Origin of the sequence: Enterobacter sp. BNK-8 (genome assembly GCF_048685095.1) — a bacterium.
Classification (GTDB): domain Bacteria; phylum Pseudomonadota; class Gammaproteobacteria; order Enterobacterales; family Enterobacteriaceae; genus Enterobacter; species Enterobacter quasiroggenkampii.
Window position 1 is genome coordinate 2,384,853 of sequence record NZ_JBLQTN010000001.1, and the last position, 18,544, is coordinate 2,403,396.

At 56.8% G+C, this 18,544-nt stretch carries 15 protein-coding genes; all 15 read right to left on the bottom strand.

The features are described 5' to 3' along the window. Window positions 1–34: 34 nt before the first annotated feature. Window positions 35–532 (bottom strand): hypothetical protein, encoded by a 498-nt coding sequence (locus tag ACMGGU_RS11540; RefSeq protein ID WP_420300564.1) that lies wholly within the window; start codon window positions 530–532, stop codon window positions 35–37. Continuing rightward, window positions 525–2,447, bottom strand: coding sequence for a type VI secretion system Vgr family protein (locus ACMGGU_RS11545; RefSeq protein ID WP_090392345.1), 1,923 nt, complete (start codon window positions 2,445–2,447; stop codon window positions 525–527). Before ACMGGU_RS11545 ends, ACMGGU_RS11540 begins: the two co-directional genes overlap by 8 nt. A 59-nt stretch (window positions 2,448–2,506) precedes the next feature. After that, on the bottom strand, window positions 2,507–2,944 hold the full coding sequence (locus tag ACMGGU_RS11550) for a hypothetical protein (protein ID WP_234083768.1): 438 nt from the start codon (window positions 2,942–2,944) through the stop codon (window positions 2,507–2,509). Between the two features lie 364 nt (window positions 2,945–3,308). Next, the gene (tri1, locus tag ACMGGU_RS11555) at window positions 3,309–4,379 is read right to left on the bottom strand and encodes an ADP-ribosylarginine hydrolase Tri1 (RefSeq protein WP_420300565.1); all 1,071 of its coding nucleotides are present in this window, start codon (window positions 4,377–4,379) and stop codon (window positions 3,309–3,311) included. After that, a complete protein-coding gene (locus tag ACMGGU_RS11560; RefSeq protein WP_177317618.1) occupies window positions 4,376–5,710 on the bottom strand; it encodes a PAAR domain-containing protein in 1,335 nt (444 codons plus the stop codon). The genes tri1 and ACMGGU_RS11560 overlap by 4 nt, the downstream gene beginning before the upstream one ends. Window positions 5,711–5,712: 2 nt before the next feature. Beyond that, on the bottom strand, window positions 5,713–6,507 hold the full coding sequence (locus tag ACMGGU_RS11565) for a DcrB-related protein (protein ID WP_196347504.1): 795 nt from the start codon (window positions 6,505–6,507) through the stop codon (window positions 5,713–5,715). 11 nt (window positions 6,508–6,518) lie between these two features. Then, the gene (locus ACMGGU_RS11570) at window positions 6,519–8,447 is read right to left on the bottom strand and encodes a type VI secretion system Vgr family protein (RefSeq protein WP_420300566.1); all 1,929 of its coding nucleotides are present in this window, start codon (window positions 8,445–8,447) and stop codon (window positions 6,519–6,521) included. A gap of 117 nt (window positions 8,448–8,564) precedes the next feature. Continuing rightward, entirely contained in the window at window positions 8,565–8,921 is a 357-nt protein-coding gene (locus ACMGGU_RS11575) for a hypothetical protein (protein WP_420300567.1), read from the bottom strand. A gap of 233 nt (window positions 8,922–9,154) precedes the next feature. Further along, entirely contained in the window at window positions 9,155–10,573 is a 1,419-nt protein-coding gene (locus ACMGGU_RS11580) for a serine/threonine protein kinase (protein ID WP_090392343.1), read from the bottom strand. Between the two features lie 24 nt (window positions 10,574–10,597). Beyond that, on the bottom strand, window positions 10,598–13,213 hold the full coding sequence (tssH, locus tag ACMGGU_RS11585) for a type VI secretion system ATPase TssH (RefSeq protein ID WP_420300568.1): 2,616 nt from the start codon (window positions 13,211–13,213) through the stop codon (window positions 10,598–10,600). 38 nt (window positions 13,214–13,251) lie between these two features. After that, window positions 13,252–14,295 (bottom strand): type VI secretion system baseplate subunit TssG, encoded by a 1,044-nt coding sequence (gene tssG, locus ACMGGU_RS11590; protein ID WP_234083777.1) that lies wholly within the window; start codon window positions 14,293–14,295, stop codon window positions 13,252–13,254. Further along, entirely contained in the window at window positions 14,292–16,163 is a 1,872-nt protein-coding gene (gene tssF, locus ACMGGU_RS11595) for a type VI secretion system baseplate subunit TssF (protein WP_420300569.1), read from the bottom strand. The genes tssG and tssF overlap by 4 nt, the downstream gene beginning before the upstream one ends. A gap of 2 nt (window positions 16,164–16,165) precedes the next feature. Further along, complete coding sequence (gene tssE, locus ACMGGU_RS11600) at window positions 16,166–16,729, bottom strand: type VI secretion system baseplate subunit TssE (protein WP_024909842.1); 564 nt, start codon at window positions 16,727–16,729, stop codon at window positions 16,166–16,168. Next, window positions 16,722–17,534: a type VI secretion system accessory protein TagJ gene (locus tag ACMGGU_RS11605; protein WP_420300570.1), complete on the bottom strand. Its 813-nt coding sequence runs from the start codon at window positions 17,532–17,534 to the stop codon at window positions 16,722–16,724. The genes tssE and ACMGGU_RS11605 overlap by 8 nt, the downstream gene beginning before the upstream one ends. Window positions 17,535–17,543: 9 nt before the next feature. Beyond that, window positions 17,544–18,542, bottom strand: coding sequence for a hypothetical protein (locus ACMGGU_RS11610; protein WP_069719024.1), 999 nt, complete (start codon window positions 18,540–18,542; stop codon window positions 17,544–17,546). Window positions 18,543–18,544: the final 2 nt, after the last annotated feature.

Consider the following 18,544-nt stretch of genomic DNA (forward strand, 5'->3'; position numbering starts at 1 on the left):
TGAAGAAACCGCCAGGACATGAGTGCAGTATTTCTTAGTCTGCGCTAATGACGACTGAACCCAGACAGTGAGGATTTTTCACGGTGAAACTGAAGCTCACCTTTTGTCCATTCATATCTTTTCGGGCTGTATGGCTGGTCACTTCGTTCTCCGAGCGGCCTCGTGGATAATCAGTTAACGTCAGCTGCGGATAATGCTTTTTAACGGTATCCAGCGTTATGCATTGACCTGAGGAGGGTGAAAAATTCAGTAAAGGCGCCATGCCGTCGTTATCTTTGCTTAAACGTAACTCAATTGCGGTTATGTTCGTTCCATCAGCGAGTTTGATATCGTCGGCATTGTAGAAATTGATATATTCATTTTGCCTGGTCATCTTAAACGGTAACGGCGCGTTACTAAGGGTTGTAACGGATAACGTCTTAAGCGATGCACTCATCCCGGAAATAAACATCCAGAGATCCTTTTTCTGCGCGTCTCCTCCAGCCATTCCCATCGTTAGTAACGCGATAAGTACCGCACCTGCTTTACTCATCTTTGGTCGTAAATTTCGCCTGCACCGCCGCATCAATATCCCCTTTATGTCCGGAACCCGGCGCCGTGGTGCCCGGTTTTGTACCAGAGGTATTCAGATGCAGCTTACCGCCCGTGGTGATATACCCATCCCCTTCCACGAAGAAGTTAAACTCTTTGCCGATGAGGTTAATCTTGCCGTTAGCATTCAGCTCAATGGCGCTTTCCCCTGAGACCAGCCGCAGCTTCGTCCCGGAAGCGATAACATACTGCTCTACCGCCGCATCCAGCTTGCCTTTCCCCGTCAGGATCTCGGTGCCACCTTTCACGGCCTGAGTCTGATTCGCTTCCACGCGATGCAGTTCATTTTTCTTCACGTAATGGCTGCGCTCGCCGCCGACGCTGTGCGTTTCATCATTTTTAACGCTGGTGTCCATGTTACGCTCGGCCTGGATCCATACCTGCTCTGCGCCCGCTTTATCCTCAAACCGCAGGGCGTTGGCGTTGTCCACGGAACCGTCTTTCGTGCGGCTCATAAAGCCCATCTGCGTCGCCGCAGCCGGCAGCGCCCACGGCGGCATGCTCGCGTCGTTGTACACGCGACCGGTAATGATTGGACGGTCCGGGTCGCCGTTGATAAAGTCCACCACCACCTCGTCGCCGACGCGCGGGATCTGCACCCCGCCGTAGCCCTGGCCCGCCCACGCGCTCGACACGCGCACCCAGCAGGAACTGGTGTCATCGCCCTTCGCCAGACGGTCCCAGTGGAACTTCACCTTCACCCGGCCGTATTTGTCCGTCCAGATACTCTCGCCCTTCGGCCCCACCACTTTCGCCGTCTGCGGGCCGTAGGTGCGCGGCCACGCCGTGCTCTGCGCCGGACGGTAGGCCACCGACGCAGGAATGACCGTGAAATCGGTCCGGTGAATGGTCTCCCCCTCGCCGCTGGCATAGCGGTTCTCTTCGAGGTGGTAACCCGCGGCAGTGACCAGATACTCGCCGTTGTCGCTGAAGAACGGCGCGTTGGTTAAGGTGAAGGTGTGCCCGGGCGCAATCCCCGCCGCCGTCGCGGTGGCCTGAATCTGCTGATGCTCCACCTGCCAGCGCTCCTGACGGATACGGGCATAGAACTCCCCGTGCCCCTTGTCCACAAAGCGACCCGGCCAGTCGTACACGTCGATGCTGCCCGGCTTCGGCGACGCCGGGTTCTGCTGGGCCTGAAACAGCCACGCGTTCGGCTTGCGGAAGTCATAGTCGTCGAGGCTGTAAATCCCCGGCGTCACGCTGTCCTCCAGCGCCCACTGGCTGATGCCCTCTTCGTCCGTACTGCCGCCTGACGGCGTCTGATGGTAAGGAATGACCTCATAGCCGCTGAACGGCTGGTACTGCGTGGCGGCGTCGGTGAGCACCAGGGTGTGCTTGTCCGCCTCATGGCGAAAGTGATACGCAATCCCCTCCAGCTCCATCAGGCGGCTGATGAAGTCCAGGCTCGACTCCTGATACTGCACGCAGTAGTCCCACACCCGGTAGCTGCCGGTGAGTTTGTCCTCAACGTTGACCTGATGCTCACCCAGCAGCGTTTTCACAATCTGCGGCACCGTCTGGCCCTGGAAGATACGCAGGTTACGGTCGCGCTTCATCGGCCACAGGTCCGGCTCCACCGTCAGCTGGTACACCGCATAACGGGTGCCCGTCAGCTCAACGGCGCTGACCGCCACGCGGGTAATCTTGCCGTTAATATAGCGGGACGTCAGCAGATTCTGCGTCGGGATAGCCACCGTGACCGGCTGGCCCAGCAGCTTACTGCGGTCAATGCGTGCGTCCGTGCCGAGCACGGTCAGCGTCAGCGCGAACGACTCTGACATCGCCTCGCGGCCCGTCAGTTTCCAGAACAGAAGCCCCTCCACCGGGAGCTGAACGGTAATTCGGTTGAGCATAATCTTTATTCCACTATGGACTAATCTCGGTGTTCATTGAGATATTTTTTAAATCGTGCTTATTTAAGCCATAAACCTGAAAACATAAGGACGCTACCCAGGGAAACTACGCTTTTAGCAACGATAAGTAAGCCAGGCGCAACGACGCGTATTATAGACGATATTGCTTCATAATTTTCAGCATTGTATTTTTTGTGCCCTCCTGTAATCCCGGAAAAGATCGTGCAGAGCAGCACAACGGTAACTTTTAGTCCCCATACGCACAGGAAAGACATGGAAAAGATAATCGAATATTGTTTCGCCGTTGCGACGGAGAATAATGACATTGACTGAGCGAGCCATTTCAACGTAAAACCAATAACAACCGTAGCCACTAACACCAGAACGAACATCAACCCAGCAAGGAACCATTGTTTTTTACTGAATAAGTCTTTTCCATTCCAGATAAGCGCTAGTGTCCAAATCATAAAGAGAATAAAGAAAAGCCATTGAATCATAACGTACCACATTTATACATGTTGTTCTCCAGGCATTGTCGTGTCGTCATCTCACTTCGCATCACACTCCTTTTCCAAACTAAATACCATAAAACAACAAGATACAGCTTAACGCGGCGATAGATTTTGCTACCAGGCGTAATATTGGCCCGAACCGCTGATTGACTATATCAGTGACGCCATTAATTCAACCCAACTCAATATAATTTTCTTTATCCACAAACCATGGTCACCACATCTTCTCTTCTCGAAGAATGTGTATTGTCCAATTTTTGACACGCCGGGACGCTTTTAACTAACAAACCATTAGGGACAGACAAAGAAAGAGGCACGGTACAATACCCGTGCCATATGACTAATATAATTATAAGAAATTATCCTCTGGAGCTCTATCGAACAGTTCACCTGCCATTTTGGCGATACGTTCGTGCTGAACGAGTTTGTTTTTCCACTCCTGCGGAATACCGGAATAACCATATAATGACCCCGCGATTTGTCCCGCCGTCGCTGCAACGCTGTCAGCATCATCGGCAAGGTTAGCTGCCAGTAAAATGGCATCACGGAAATTATTCGTATTCCATACGGACCACATCGCGGCCTCAAGCGTATCAATAACGTAACCACTTGAACGAATCTGGTCGCGAGTTTTTTGCTTATACTCACCCGCGTTTATGATCATTACACGCGCGCACAGTGGGAAAACATGAGGCGAAAAAGCTTCTTCTTTTTGATAACCGTTGATTAAATAGTGCAATACCAATCCGAGAAATTGGCATGCGTTAATTGATTCTACCGCGCCATGCGTTGCTCGACTCTGAGCCTGTGATTCGAAGTAAATTGCACGCAGCGATTTTCGACGAAAGATAGACACAGGTGCTTGACGAATAACCCCAGCATTACCAGCAGTGTGTTTCTCTGTATTACCATACCAGGAAGGTCCGACACGCATATACTGTTCAAGCGCGAACCGCGTCGTATTCCCGATATCGAAGCACCGACCATTACTGCTATTATCTCCGTCAAGATACCATTTCAGGAGATATTTTCTAAGCACATCGGTGTGCATTCTGTTTTCTGAAAGATAAGTCTCTGCCAGACATAATGCCATGGACGTATCATCTGTCCATTCACCAGGTTTTAATTGAAAAGGCCCGCCACCAATCATATCTGCTACATGTTCACTGTCTCTTTTCTTAAACTCAAGAGTGGTGCCGACGGCGTCCCCAACAGCCAATCCCACAAACGCCCCAAGCGCTTTATCACGTGAAACATCTTCAGTCGTAATTAAAGGTAAAGTTGCATCCCAGGCTTGTGAAGAACTCAAATTATCAATACTGTTGCTCCTTATTGCCTTACGGACATTAACTGGCATGTATGTATGATAGCGATCAGCATAATGATTGATTACTGAGTCTTCGGAATGAAGGTCGATCATGGTATTTCCTTTAATTCTATATTCGTTATCCCAAGTTCATCTGACCTGCTGATAACCTCAAACGATGTATTCGGCTTAAACAGCACTTCAGTCTCTGTTGCATTGAACTCTGAAAGGAAGTCAATTTTCCTACCGGAAAAACCTTCAATACGCATTTGGATAGGACCGCTGAAGCCTCGATTAACATCAGTACTAAGAAAGGCGGGATCGATAACTGTTTTGCCCGGAGTATATCCTTCCAATATGTGCGAAGGTAGGCTGTTCATCCCGCGGTATGTCTCGCCACTAAAAGTAGGAAGCTGGTCTAAGCCATCATTTATATGTTGAGTAAATGCTTCCATTTCTTTAGTCATTGGTTTCATACCTCGTAACGCTGGGTTTACCATTTGGTAGCCTGGATCGGTAGTATAACCATACAATGCACCTACTTGCTCATCACTGAGTAAAGCAGACAGAGCAGGATCTCGATTATCCGCCAATTCTCTGCCACGAGTAATCCATTTTTCGGCTCGTTGTTTCCCCACGGCTTCGCTTAAGCTCATCCTTGGCGAAGCTGAAGCTGTAGCAGGTTCCGCACTAACGCGCGGCATTGATTTACCAGCCCGCCACGCATCAAACCGTGCCCCGCCTTTAATGCCAGCCCCGCCGCCGATAACGGAGCCGATCAGCATCCCCCATTTCTGACCGTCGCTACCTTCGCCACACAGCATTCCACCCGCGTAGCCACCAATAGTCCCACCGCCCATCGCACCGAGGGTACTCAGAAGTGCGATTGCCGGACTGGCCAGCACCGCCATGGCTCCGGCACCAACGGCGAGCATCGTCCAGTTCACCCATTCCGGTATTTCAGGACTTATTTCATCGGTCTGAACCTTGCTTCCACCGATAATAACATTTCGCGATCCCTGGCTAATCTCAGCGCTGCATGTCAGCTTATCGCCAGTGCGAGAGGCGGGAAAGTTGTTGATGTAAACCTTTATCGAACCTTCGGCAACCCGTTGCAGACTACCGCTGTGTTCGTCACACTCTCCGGCTGACAGATGAGCGCGGATAGCCTTTCGGCTGTTGATAAAGACATTGGGTGAACCTTCTTTTAGCGTACCGGTAGTATGGCGTGGAGCCCATGACATACTGCCGAGGAGCTCACCCAACCCACCCGCAGCGCATGCCCCAGCCGCAACGGCAGAAACAGCAACCAGCGCGGTCCCTCCAGTGACGACAACGGCAGCTGCGCCCAGAATGGCCCCGCCCACCAATCCTGCAATCATCCAGCCTTTTGAGGCTGTATGTGCAATCTCATCATCTACGCGAGCAGCCTGACATTCGGACATGGCTATTCGGCTCGCTGTGCCATCAGATACTTACGGATCCGGTCGGCTGTATCAAGCGGGTCAGAACCAGACACCTGGCGGCATGCGGAAAGCTGTGAAAGTAGGTGATGTGATTTGTCTGCGAAAGTCGTCCAGAGCGCGTAACGAAGGGGTTGGCTGTCCGGAACGGGTGCAATACTGAGTGGTTTGCCACGCTTTTCAAAAAGCAAATACTGCCCCTCTTTCGCCCGCTGAAGCGAAAGGTGTCCATACAGTTCCTGAATGTTTTCAAAGACACTGAGTACCTTACTCTCACTATCAAGCGCAAAAAATGGCCCCTGGCTGTCGGCAGCGAGCATTTCTCTAGTTTCAGTCTGAGCCGGTTTGTGGAACTTAATACTGCGGATAATTTCCTGATATTGATTATGATAATAATCGCTAAACTCGCCCGGGCAAGTACCGATATAACACACCATCTTTTGGCCGCCAGGATGGTCACCGAGCAAAATAACGGTCTGCCTCTGGAAAATGATCGCATTATCATTTTTGAATTGATAAAAAAGCTCAACCGCCGGGAGACCATCAATAGAGGTCATCTGCGAGGATTCGAGACGAAAGTCGGGCACCGTAATTTCCAGTTCACGTACCAGCCGTGTTGCCGCATCATGGACTTTATCTTCGTTTTTAGCACTCGCACGAGAAACAACAAAAGTAAACTCGCTGGCTCCGTTATCACTCAGGGTAAATAAATTCATGGTTCTGTCTTTAAATACATCGGGTAAGGCAAGGGATGCTTCCTGAAGAATATATTCAGCCATTCGGGTTACTCTTATTTATTGCCATTAATAACAAAAAAACTATCCACTTCCTGCTGGATTTCACCCTGAAGGGATGCGCCAGGCGGATCGATGACATTTTGTCCATCATCAGGGTTCAAATGTAATTCGCCGGAAAGCGTATTAATTTGCGCGTTCTGTTTCGCAGTAAAGTTAAAGTTATTACAAATGATATGGACGCTGCCGTCTTTTGATAGCTCGATGGCGCTTTCACCACATTCCAGTCTCAGCGTATTTCCTGCGGAAAGTATAAAATTATTAACGACTTTATCGTTTCGACTGTTCCCCGTCAGGCATACCACATCGCCTTTAATCCCTGATTTCTGATTTTTCGCTACCCGTAAGGTTTCATCTTCGCCAACGAACTGGGTTCGATTTTTTTCAGTAGAATGTGTTTCGTCGTTTTTGACGTTAATATCCAGATTGCGCTCGGCCTGGATCCATACCTGTTCTGCGCCCGCTTTATCCTCAAACCGCAGGGCATTGGCATTGTCCACGGAACCGTCTTTCGTGCGGCTCATAAAGCCCATCTGCGTCGCCGCAGCCGGCAGCGCCCACGGCGGCATGCTCGCGTCGTTGTACACGCGACCGGTAATGATCGGACGGTCCGGGTCGCCGTTGATAAAGTCCACCACCACCTCATCGCCGACGCGCGGGATCTGCACCCCGCCGTAGCCCTGGCCCGCCCACGCGCTCGACACGCGCACCCAGCAGGAGCTGGTGTCATCGCCCTTCGCCAGACGGTCCCAGTGGAACTTCACCTTCACCCGGCCGTATTTGTCCGTCCAGATACTCTCGCCCTTCGGCCCCACCACTTTCGCCGTCTGCGGGCCGTAGGTGCGCGGCCACGCCGTGGACTGCGCCGGACGGTACACCACCGCCGACGGGATGACCGTAAAATCGGTGCGGTGAATGGTCTCCCCCTCGCCGCTGGCATAGCGGTTCTCTTCGAGGTGGTAACCCGCAGCAGTCACCAGATACTCGCCGTTGTCGCTGAAGAACGGCGCGTTGGTTAAGGTGAAGGTGTGCCCGGGCGCAATCCCCGCCGCCGTCGCGGTGGCCTGAATCTGCTGATGCTCCACCTGCCAGCGTTCCTGACGGATGCGGGCATAGAACTCCCCGTGCCCTTTGTCCACAAAGCGACCCGGCCAGTCGTACACGTCGATGCTGCCCGGCTTCGGCGATGCCGGGTTCTGCTGGGCCTGGAACAGCCACGCGTTCGGCTTGCGGAAGTCATAGTCGTCGAGGCTGTAAATCCCCGGCGTCACACTGTCCTCCAGCGCCCACTGGCTGATGCCCTCTTCATCCGTACTGCCGCCTGACGGCGTCTGGTGGTAAGGAATGACCTCATAGCCGCTGAACGGCTGGTACTGCGTGGCGGCGTCGGTGAGCACCAGGGTGTGCTTGTCCGCCTCATGGCGGAAGTGATACGCAATCCCCTCCAGCTCCATCAGGCGGCTAATAAAGTCCAGGCTCGACTCCTGATACTGCACGCAGTAGTCCCACACCCGGTAGCTGCCGGTGAGTTTGTCCTCAACGTTGACCTGATGCTCACCCAGCAGGGTTTTCACAATCTGCGGCACCGTCTGGCCCTGGAAGATACGCAGGTTACGGTCGCGCTTCATCGGCCACAGGTCCGGCTCCACCGTCAGCTGGTACACCGCATAACGGGTGCCCGTCAGCTCAACGGCGCTGACCGCCACGCGGGTAATCTTGCCGTTAATATAGCGGGACGTCAGCAGATTCTGCGTCGGGATAGCCACCGTGACCGGCTGGCCCAGCAGCTTACTGCGGTCAATGCGTGCGTCCGTGCCGAGCACGGTCAGCGTCAGCGCGAACGATTCGGACATCGCCTCGCGGCCCGTCAGTTTCCAGAACAGAAGCCCCTCCACCGGGAGCTGAACGGTAATTCGGTTGAGCATAATCTTTATTCCATCTAGCTTATGCGATGCAGAAAAGGGGTTCGCATCTGTGATAAAGCGTCATTCAAGAAAGGGGCTTTTCCCTCTTGATCATCCAAAAAACAAGAGAGTAGATTTTCAGTGACTCTGATGTGACAAATAAACCACATTCAACCAGATGTTTGAAATATCAAACATACTTAATAAAAGAGGGAACAATGAGACCGAACATCTGAATGAAATCAAGCGAAATAATTCCTGAGCAAGGGCAAATTTAACCGCTCCAATCTTTCGCTTGAAGAATAACCAGGCCGAAGTAAACAAAGAGAGTAATAAAAGTAAGTCAAGCACAAAAAAAAGCATGACCAAAATGCTGAAACCATCACCTGCATAATAATGCAACGAATCACCAAACGCTTTTGCATCAGAAATGAATGGAATTCTGTCGTGGCGAACTGAATTCACGCAATAAAGTAACATTGCGAGAAGATCCATGCTTCCCCAGAAATACCATAGATTGCTATTTAAATGAGCGAGGTTGTTTTGTGTACGCCCGATATTATTATTTACAAAAATGGGGAGGCACATGTTGGCTTCAACTCAACTCTCCAGATTAGGGTTAAATTCAAAACGCATAAACAGGAGAGACAACCTTCTCACATTCCTTTGGATGTGAAGCCTCTGGCTTCGAAGATTGTACACTTCCATAGTATCTCCTGTTTATATTCCTACGGATTCACCAGCCAGGTGCCCGGCTTGGCAATATCCAGCGTCTGGCCACGCGTTCTTCCGTTGCCCTGCAGTTCAATCTTCGCCTCACCGGCCGGCAGCTTGAGCGATGCATAGCCGTTGGTTCCCGGGCGCAGCGCTTTTGGCTCGCCGTTTACTTTCAGCGTTTCGCCGTCGAGGATGCGGATATAGACCAACGCAACAGGGCTCGCGGCAGGCGGTGGGGTCTGCTGTGCTGTCGCCGGTTCGCTCACCTTCGCCGTTTCTGGCTTCACGTCTGGGGCGTTCGCGGCAGTTTCGGTTGGACGCGTCTCTGCCGGTGCCTGCGCAGCCTGCTCTGGCGCATCGTTACCGCCGCTGAAAATCATCGCCCCGGCGACAATACCCACCAGCACGCCCGCGGCAACCATGCCCGGGATCTTGTAGCGGCGCCAGTCGAGCAGCGAAGCCGGTTTCTCGTCTTCAACCGGAACCAGCATCGTGCCGGGCTTTTTCGCCGTCAGCACGTCGTTGATCCCGGCGACCGGCATCTCAATCAGCGCGGCGAACTCGTCGATGGACTGCGGACGATCCTCCATGTGCAGCGCCAGCGCGCGGTCAATGGCCTGCAGCAGCGGGATGGAATAGCCCTGCGGCATGATTTCTACCAGCGGTTTGCAGGTATCCTGAATAGAGCGCACCACGCTGACCGGCGGCGGAGAACCCACAATCAGGGTACGCAGCACGGCGCCGAGGGCGTAAATATCCGTCCACGGGCCCTGCTCGCTTTCGTTGTCGTCGGTGTACTGCTCAATCGGCGCAAAACCCGGGCGCAGCATGGTTTCCGTTTCGTCGGAGAGGTTACCGATGGTGCGGCGCGCGGAGCCGAAATCGAGCAGCACCGGCAGGCCGTTATCCTGGATCTGGATGTTATCCAGAGAGATGTCGCGGTGCAGGTAGCCTTCGTCGTGGATGGTCTTGATCGCACCGAAGAGCATCGGCAGCGTGCGGCGGATCCAGGCTTCGTTGATCAGCTCCGGCTTTTCTTCACGCAGGCGTGACAGCGTGGTGCCGCTGTAAAACAGCGTCCCCATGTAGGCCGTGTCGTTTTGCACCCAGAAGCGCAGGACGTGCAGCAGGTTCGGGTGGTTAAAGCGCGCCAGCAGACGCGCTTCCTGAATGAAGCTGTTCAGGCCCGCGGAGAACGCTTTGCCAAAGCGCTCGCTGCGCAGCACCAGGGTCATGTCGTCGCCGCGTACGGCGAGCGAGGAAGGCATAAATTCTTTGATAGCGATAGTGCGTTCGAGCTGGTGATCCCACGCGCGATAGACAATGCCAAAACCGCCGCCGCCGATCACCTCTTTGATTTCAAACTCGTTGAAGCGGTACCCGACCGGGAGCGCGTTTGGGACAGTCCGATTGTTATCATTATCCGTCATCTTTTACAGTTCTCTTGATGATTATTACGCGGCAAACTGACAGTGAAACTCGCCCTGCTCGCAGGTGACATGCAGACGTCGGTACTGTTCGTCGCTGCGGCTGGCGGTAAGTAAGATCTGGCTCATCTGGGGCAGCAGGGTGTTAGTCAGAATAGCATCCACCATGCGTCCACCCGACTCCACCTCGGTACAGCGCTGAACAATTTGCTCCACCACGCTGTCGTCAAACTCAGAAATAATGCTGTGATTCTCTTCCAGACGACGCTGAATGCGCCTGAGCTGCAGGCGAACAATCTGCCCCAGCATCTCGTCGCTGAGCGGGTAATACGGCACCACCAGCAGACGGCCCAGCAGCGCCGGTGGGAAGACCTCCAGCAGCGGCTGACGCAGGGCACCGCTTAACGCGTCCGGCTCCGGCACCAACTCCGGATCGGCGCACATAGCGCTAATCAGCTCGGTGCCGACGTTAGACGTCAGAATAATAATGGTGTTGCGGAAATCAATGTGGCGCCCCTCGCCGTCCTCCATCCAGCCTTTATCAAAGACCTGGAAGAAGATCTCGTGGACGTCCGGGTGCGCTTTCTCAATTTCGTCCAGCAGCACGACGCTGTATGGACGGCGGCGGACGGCCTCGGTTAATACCCCGCCTTCACCATACCCTACGTACCCTGGAGGCGCACCTTTTAAGGTGGAGACGGTGTGCGCTTCCTGGAACTCGCTCATGTTGATGGTGATGACGTTCTGCTCGCCGCCGTACAGAGATTCGGCGAGCGCCAGCGCGGTTTCGGTTTTACCAACGCCGGACGGGCCGCACAGCATAAAGACGCCCACCGGCTTGTTCGGGTCGTCCAGCTTCGCCCGCGAGGTTTTCACGCGGCGGGCAATCAGATCCAGACCGTGACGCTGGCCGATAACGCGCTGGTTCAGCGTGTCGGCAAGGTTCAGAACCGCGTCGATCTCGTTTTTCACCATCCGGCCCAGCGGGATCCCGGTCCAGTCAGAGACCACCGCGGCAACCACGTTTTCATCCACCGCGGCAAACAGCAGCGGCTCGTCACCCTGTAAGGCGTTCAGCGCCAGCTGCTGTTCCGCCAGCTGGCCGCGCAGCTCAGCGGTATCTTCCTCGCCCGCCGCGAACAGCGCGGCGCGCAGGCGGATAATCTCCTGCACCAGGCTGCGTTCTTCTTCCCAGCGCCCGGACAGGGCTGCGCGTTTTGTCTCATACGCGTCGCGTTCGGCGCGTAATGCCGTGACGCGATCGGCATCACCGGCCCCCACGCGCGCTTCGCGTTCGGCAATCTCAATTTCCACGTCCAGCGCGGCAAGATGGCGCAGGCAGTCTTCCAGCTGCGCAGGCGGTGCGCTCTGGCTGACCGCGACGCGGGCGCAGGCGGTATCGAGCAGCGCAACGGCTTTGTCCGGCAACTGACGCGCCGGAATGTAGCGATGCGACAGCTTTACCGCCGCGCTGACCGCTTCGTCGAGCAGCAACACCTGGTGATGCGTCTCCAACGGCGACACGGTGCTGCGCAGCATCAGAATGGCTTTCGCTTCGTCCGGCTCGTGTACCTGCACCGTCTGGAAACGACGGGTCAGCGCCGGATCTTTCTCAATGTACTTTTTGTATTCTGCCCAAGTGGTGGCCCCGATGGTGCGCAGCTGGCCGCGCGCCAGAGCTGGCTTCAGCAGGTTCGCCGCATCGCCGGTCCCCTGCTGGCCGCCTGCGCCAATCAGGGTGTGGATCTCATCGATAAACAGAATGATCGGCGTGGCGCTGGACTGGACTTCATTAATGAGCGCCTGCAGACGGGCTTCAAACTCGCCTTTCATGCCTGCACCGGCCTGCAGCATGCCGATATCCAGCAGCCACAGCTGAATGTTCTGCAGCGGCTCCGGCACGTCGCCGTCGGCGATACGCAGCGCCAGACCTTCCACCACCGCCGTTTTGCCGACCCCGGCTTCCCCGGTCAGCAGCGGGTTGTTCTGACGACGGCGCATCAGGATATCGACCATCTGGCGGATCTCCTCGTCGCGCCCGACAACCGGGTCAATCTTCCCGTCGCGGGCACGGGCGGTCAGGTCCTGACCGTACTGGGCCAGCGTCCCCTGCGCAGCCGGTACCGCACCCGCCGGTGCATCGACGGCAGCAGCGGCCTGCTGCGTCTCTTTACTGTTGGCGCAGATGGTATCGAACTGCTCAATCAATACCTCGACGTTAAGGCGGGTAAACTGCGCCGAAATGCTTTTCAGCACGTTGGCCAGGTTCCAGGTTTTCAGCATGCCGATCAGCAAATGGCCGCCGCGAATGCGGCTGACGCCAAACTTCAGCGAGCCGAAGACCCAGGCGCGCTCCACGGCGCTGTCGATATGCTCGGAGAGATCGGAAACGGAACTCGCCCCGCGCGGGAGCACATCCAGCGCGGCAACGATATCGCGCGTCAGCTGCTGTTCATCAAGGGCAAAGTGGCGGATGACCTGCTGCAGATCGCCATCCTGCTGCTGCATCAGCTGATGCAGCCAGTGCACCAGCTCAACATAGGGGTTGCCGCGCAGCTTGCAGAACGCAGTGGCGCTTTCCAGAGAGGTAAATAACAGCGTATCCAGTTTGCCGAAAAGCACGGCACGGCTAATTTCTGACATGTTAGTTTCCATTAACAATGATTCGGTATACGGAAGGATTACCGCTCTGCGCGATACACCAGATCGCCGCGCGGGACAGGCTGCGGCTGAAGGCCCAGCCAGGTGTTATAGCCTAATCGCGCATGACTGCCGAGCGTGGCGCCCTGCACCGCGTCTGCCCGCAGGATCACCCGCGTTTCCCACTCAAACTCCACTCCAGCGTACTGACGCACCCAGTCGCGCAGCTCGGTGACCCACGCTTCACCCGGCAGAAAGCGGTTGTACTCCTCCGCGCTCAGCGGGCCAATCTCGATGCGAAACTTATGCTGCACGTCGCGGACGGCGACGCCGAGAAAGGCGGATTCACCCATGCGCGGCATGCGGCGTCCTGCTCCCAGTTGCGCCTGCTCGCGCGTGGAGAGCGGCATCCACTGCGGCACGTTGCTGACCAGTTTGACCGGCGCCTTAAAATAGCTGCGCAGGATCTTCTCCAGCCCCTCCGGATCCCGCCCGTGACGGGTCAGATGCCCGGCGTGGGTAAAGCGCGCGTGTGAGCTCAGGCTGCCGTTGTCCATCTGACCCGGCTGGCCCATACCAATCAGCGACGCCAGATAGCCCTCAAAGCGCTTGTTATCGGCGCGGTCCAGCGAGACGGTCGGCTGCGCATCCGCCCAGGCGCGGTAAAACAGCAGCGCCAGACGATGGTGGAACAGATCGGCAAACGCGCTCAGGCTGGTGTCCTGATGATGATAAATACGCTCGCGGGCGTACTCGGTCATGTGGACCGGCAGCGGACCGTTCGGGCCAAACAGGCCGAAGCTGAGGATAGACACCTCATGCAGCCCGCTCTCTTCCCGCTGACGCACCCTGGCCAGCGTCGACGGGGCAAAACTCATCGACGGCTGCTGGCCGATGCGCAGCGGTTCAAATTTTGGCAGCGGCGCGCGGCCCAGCGGGTAGCGCTCGCCGCCCTGGGCATCAATGCGCCTTAACAGCTGAAACAGATCGTAGCGCCAGGGCGTCTCGCGGACGCCGTGCCAGAACGCATCCGGCAGCTTCGTCAGGCGATGCACGCGCAGCGGTACAGTGGCGGCGTCACTCATATCAGCGCCCTTTTACCCATGCGCGGCGCCCAGTAGCCAATCTCGCCGCGCTGCTGACTCTTCAGGGAGAACTCCGTAAAGCTATTGATGGAGACCAGGCGGGCAAAAAGACGCTCCATCACGCTGCCGAAGAGCCACGGACTGGCCCCCGAAAAGGCTCGCTCATCCACCGTCAGGGTAATGCCGATCCCGCGGGCGAACACCACCGGGCCGGGTTCAGGCACGCGGCGGTGAACCGGCTCCAGCACGCAGTGACGAACGCCTTCCACCTGACGCGGAACGGGCGTTTCGGCCAGGTTAGCGTACAGTCCTAACAGCTGGCGCAGCGCGGCAGCCCCCTCCTCATTGTCACTGTCCATCAGGCTCAGGTAGTTCATCTGCAGCTGGCTGATAAGCCGCCAGGTGCTGAACCCTTCCGCCAGCGCCGGACGCGGGGGCGTCGGCCCTTTACGCAGCGTGAGGGATTTCACCGGCATGGAGTCCGCCATAATGAACTGCCCGAGCTCCTGCTGCAGCATCAGCGGCAGGTCGCGGCTGGTGCAGAGCACCTCGGCAGAGATATAGCGCAGGTTTTCCTGCCAGGGGGCGTGCTGTTCATCCACCAGCGAGACAAAGACCTCCGAGCCGATATAGCCGGTACGGGTGCCGTAGCGCAGGGCATGCTCGGACAGCACGCGCTGTTCACGGCGCAGGGAAAAATAGGCTCCGTAGTTGCCCGCATCGCCGCTCCAGGTACTCCAGAACGGGCGAAACGTCTGGTCATCGCGCTGACCATCCGCGCTGCCATAGATTTTTTTGACCGCGTAAATCTCATAATCCAGCGGACGGATGTTATCGACCACCAGATGGTATTCATGCTGGCCTTCATTCAGCTTCTGACGCGCCGCGACCTTTGGGAACAGGTTGATGACCGGGGTGCAGTGCAGCGCCAGGTGGCTGGCATCGACCACGCGCTCCAGCTGTTCATCCGACTTATCCAGCAGGATGAAGATGTCGAAGGCTTTCTCACCTTCACAGCGCTGGATCAGCGTGCTCAGGCCGCTGAGGCTGATGAACCGGAATCGGGCCGGAAAGGCGAAATACTCCTGCAGCAGACGATAGCCGTCAAAGTTGCGCAGATCGTCCGGAAGCAGCGCCTGGTCAGGCTCAAAGCCCTCCTGACGCAGCGCGTCCGACGCCAGCAGCTGTCGCTGCGGCTGCGGGCTGACCGTCTGACAGACAATCCCGGCGTGGTGCTCCATCACCAGCTCCAGCAGCTTCAGCGCCTCGATATCCGGACCGGCGAGGAAAAATTCCAGTCGGTCGAAATCCAGGTGCCCGAGATTTTGCGGGCCGTCGCAGGCGATGCGGATCCGCAGGGCGCTGCCGATCCCCCGCTGGCTCAGACCCAGCTGTGCGAGCGGCAAATCGGCGGGGACACCGCCCAGCTCGACCTTGTCGATTTTCAGCGGCAGCAGGTTGACCTCGTGCGCCGTGGTATAGCTGCAGGTCACGCCGGTTTTTTTCAGCGCCAGGCTGTCCATCATGGTACCGCGCGGCACAATGAAGCCCTTGCTCAGGTCGCCCCGGCTGCTGTCGGGCTGAATCTCCGCAATCGCCATCGACGGCGTGGGCGCAAGATAGTTCGGAGCAATCATCTCCAGCAGACGCTGGGAGAAGCGCGGAAACTCCGCGTCCATTTTCATCTGCACGCGGGAGGTCAGGAAGGCGAACCCTTCCATCAGGCGTTCGGTATACGGGTCCGCCACGTCGATGCCGCGCATGCCCAGCCGTCCGGCGACTTTAGGATAGCGTTCGGCAAATTCGGCCCCCATTTCGCGCAGGTAGGCCAGCTCACGGTTGTAGTATTCGAGCAGTTTACTTTCCATGATTACCCCGCATCTTTCAGTTCAAAATGGCCGTTTTCCAGATCGACATCTGTACGAAACAGAAACTCCAGCGGGTACGGCACACACCATAAACGTCCTTTTATCTCGATGGAGAGCACGTTGTGCAGATCCAGCGAGGAGGTATCCGACACGCAGCGGACCTGCAGCCCCTGCGGCAAAATGCGTGGTTCAAAATTAATGATGGCCTCGGTGAGCTTGCGCTGAATGTCGTGCCATTCGATGTCCGACATTCTTTTCCCGGCCAGCGGCGCGACGCCGAAGTTAACCACCGAGCGGCTCACGTGCGGTAACGCGCTCAAATCACCGGAGGCATCGTGGTTGATGGTATTAAACAGCCACTGCAGATCCCGCAGCACATTGCGACGCAGGGCGGCATGGGTGATCAGATTGCTGTTGGCCGACTCGCGCTTTTTTTCCGGGTCGTTATCAGTGAGGCGATCGAGCAGCGAAGGCTGCATTTTGTCGCGCGCCCCCACCTTCTCCTGCTTGCTGCGGGCTTGCCAGCCGCTGCGCAGCAGATCGCCTTCGCCAGCGGGATTACTCATCGGCTCCATCCGTCGCGAACGTCACGAGGCTCAAGGACAGCAGCGGGCTTTCGCTTTGCTCGCTCAGCCAGGCCTTCTGGCCCTGGCCTTCATACAGCGTGCCGTCAGTATCGAGCGGGTGCCAGTCGGTGGTGCGCCCCAGTTTGACCGCATCGGAAGCATCGGCCGCAAACGGGTAACGCGCCGGGATCTGACACACCTGCTCCGTTCCGTCGGTCAGGCGCACCAGCGCGTGACGCCAGACCAGATCGGTGACGCTGGCAGGCGCCTGGAAGCGGATCTCCGCGATAGCGTTAAACGGCAGCCAGAAATAGCGGCCGTTGACGATGGTTTCGCACACCGGGCCGAGACGGGCATCGCCGTCCATCAGCCAGTCAAAGGCCTGCGTCTCGTCGTTTTCAAGGGTGACACTACCAGGGTTTGCCTGCGCCTGTTCAAGGGCTTCCAGACGCAGCGCCTGCGCGCGCTCGCCCTCCTCGCTCAGCGCCGCGGCAAGGGTGGTCAGCCACGGCCACTGGGTTTCAGGCATCGTCGGACGCGCCTGTCCCGCCATCACCTGCGCGCGCTGCAGCTCGCCCTGAATGGACTGCTCCAGCAGCGTGACGGTGGGCTTCGCCTGCGGCTTCAACGCCAGCCAGCTTTTCAGCTGGGTCAGGGCACGCGTCCAGTTGCCGCTCAGGGTTAAAAACTGCACGAACGCGGCGCGGAGGTCGGCATCTGCCGGACGGGCTTTGATTTCTGCTTCCAGACGCGCGAGCGCGTCGTTAAGCGACTCACCCGCCAGGTGTTGATAGAGCGTATTCATTGCCATTCCTTAATTTGCCGCGCGCCATGCGCCGACGGCCGGATCGCGCAGCTGAGGACGCAGGGTGTCAATCAGAACGATATTCAGCGGAGTGCCGGGTGCCACCCAGGCGCTCCAGGTTTTTTTCACCGCAGCGATACGCGCCTGCAGTTTTGCATCATCGCTGGCGGTTTCACGGGAAATCTCCACCGCGACCGTGCCGTTGCTCTTCCAGCTGTTCAGGGCATTGTCGTAAGGCAGGATCATCCAGCTCTGGTCGCTGTTTGGGGTGCTGAATACCATGCGCTCTTTGTTGACGGAGGTGATCAGCGCGTTTTCCGGGTCGGCGCTTTGATTCAGCCCGGTGACCGGGAAGCCATGAATGTATGTCACCGCCATCTCTTTCTGCCCGCCGTTGCGGGACTGCGACACAACGGTGTGTCCGCTCAGCCAGCTGCCGTTCCCGCAGCGGGTGGTGTCAGAATCCGGAATAAAGAGCGCCGGTGCAGAAGCGCCCCCTTCCCAGAAGGTGCGCAGGTGGCAGCCGTCCTGAAGCGTAAACTCCTGCCACGGCGTACGGTCGGCGGCAACGGTGCGGGAAGCCACGTTCTGATCGGGCGGCAGTAACGCGCCGCTGGCTGGGGTAGCGGTGACGGTCGCGGCAGACGCGGCCTGCTCCTGTTTCACCACCAGCGCCCAGTCCTGCGCTTTGCCAGCCGTGCCCTGCGCCAGCGTGGTACCCGCCGGATCGTTGAGCATCCAGCTGAGTTTATTCACTTTGCTGCACTGGTGTTCCAGCAGTGAGCCAAGACGCGGCACAAAGTTCTCCAGCACGGAGACGTCTTTCTTGCCGTTCGCCACAATACGCAGCGCCACCTCAGGCTTACACCAGCTCTGCGGCGTGTTGTCTTTGATGTTGTCGATCCAGATATCCAGCTTCTGCGCAGGAGACTGCACGATGCGGAAATTTTCAGCCTGCGCGGTGGAGGTCGCCGCCAGAAGTGCCAAACCCGATAGCCAAAGTTTCATAT

Coding starts and splice junctions, on each gene's coding strand:
- ACMGGU_RS11540 (WP_420300564.1), bottom strand. CDS start 532: ATGAGTAAAGCAGGTGCGGTACTTATCGCGTTACTAACGATGGGAATG.
- ACMGGU_RS11545 (WP_090392345.1), bottom strand. CDS start 2,447: ATGCTCAACCGAATTACCGTTCAGCTCCCGGTGGAGGGGCTTCTGTTC.
- ACMGGU_RS11550 (WP_234083768.1), bottom strand. CDS start 2,944: ATGATTCAATGGCTTTTCTTTATTCTCTTTATGATTTGGACACTAGCG.
- tri1 (WP_420300565.1), bottom strand. CDS start 4,379: ATGATCGACCTTCATTCCGAAGACTCAGTAATCAATCATTATGCTGAT.
- ACMGGU_RS11560 (WP_177317618.1), bottom strand. CDS start 5,710: ATGTCCGAATGTCAGGCTGCTCGCGTAGATGATGAGATTGCACATACA.
- ACMGGU_RS11565 (WP_196347504.1), bottom strand. CDS start 6,507: ATGGCTGAATATATTCTTCAGGAAGCATCCCTTGCCTTACCCGATGTA.
- ACMGGU_RS11570 (WP_420300566.1), bottom strand. CDS start 8,447: ATGCTCAACCGAATTACCGTTCAGCTCCCGGTGGAGGGGCTTCTGTTC.
- ACMGGU_RS11575 (WP_420300567.1), bottom strand. CDS start 8,921: ATGGATCTTCTCGCAATGTTACTTTATTGCGTGAATTCAGTTCGCCAC.
- ACMGGU_RS11580 (WP_090392343.1), bottom strand. CDS start 10,573: ATGACGGATAATGATAACAATCGGACTGTCCCAAACGCGCTCCCGGTC.
- tssH (WP_420300568.1), bottom strand. CDS start 13,213: ATGTCAGAAATTAGCCGTGCCGTGCTTTTCGGCAAACTGGATACGCTG.
- tssG (WP_234083777.1), bottom strand. CDS start 14,295: ATGAGTGACGCCGCCACTGTACCGCTGCGCGTGCATCGCCTGACGAAG.
- tssF (WP_420300569.1), bottom strand. CDS start 16,163: ATGGAAAGTAAACTGCTCGAATACTACAACCGTGAGCTGGCCTACCTG.
- tssE (WP_024909842.1), bottom strand. CDS start 16,729: ATGAGTAATCCCGCTGGCGAAGGCGATCTGCTGCGCAGCGGCTGGCAA.
- ACMGGU_RS11605 (WP_420300570.1), bottom strand. CDS start 17,534: ATGAATACGCTCTATCAACACCTGGCGGGTGAGTCGCTTAACGACGCG.
- ACMGGU_RS11610 (WP_069719024.1), bottom strand. CDS start 18,542: ATGAAACTTTGGCTATCGGGTTTGGCACTTCTGGCGGCGACCTCCACC.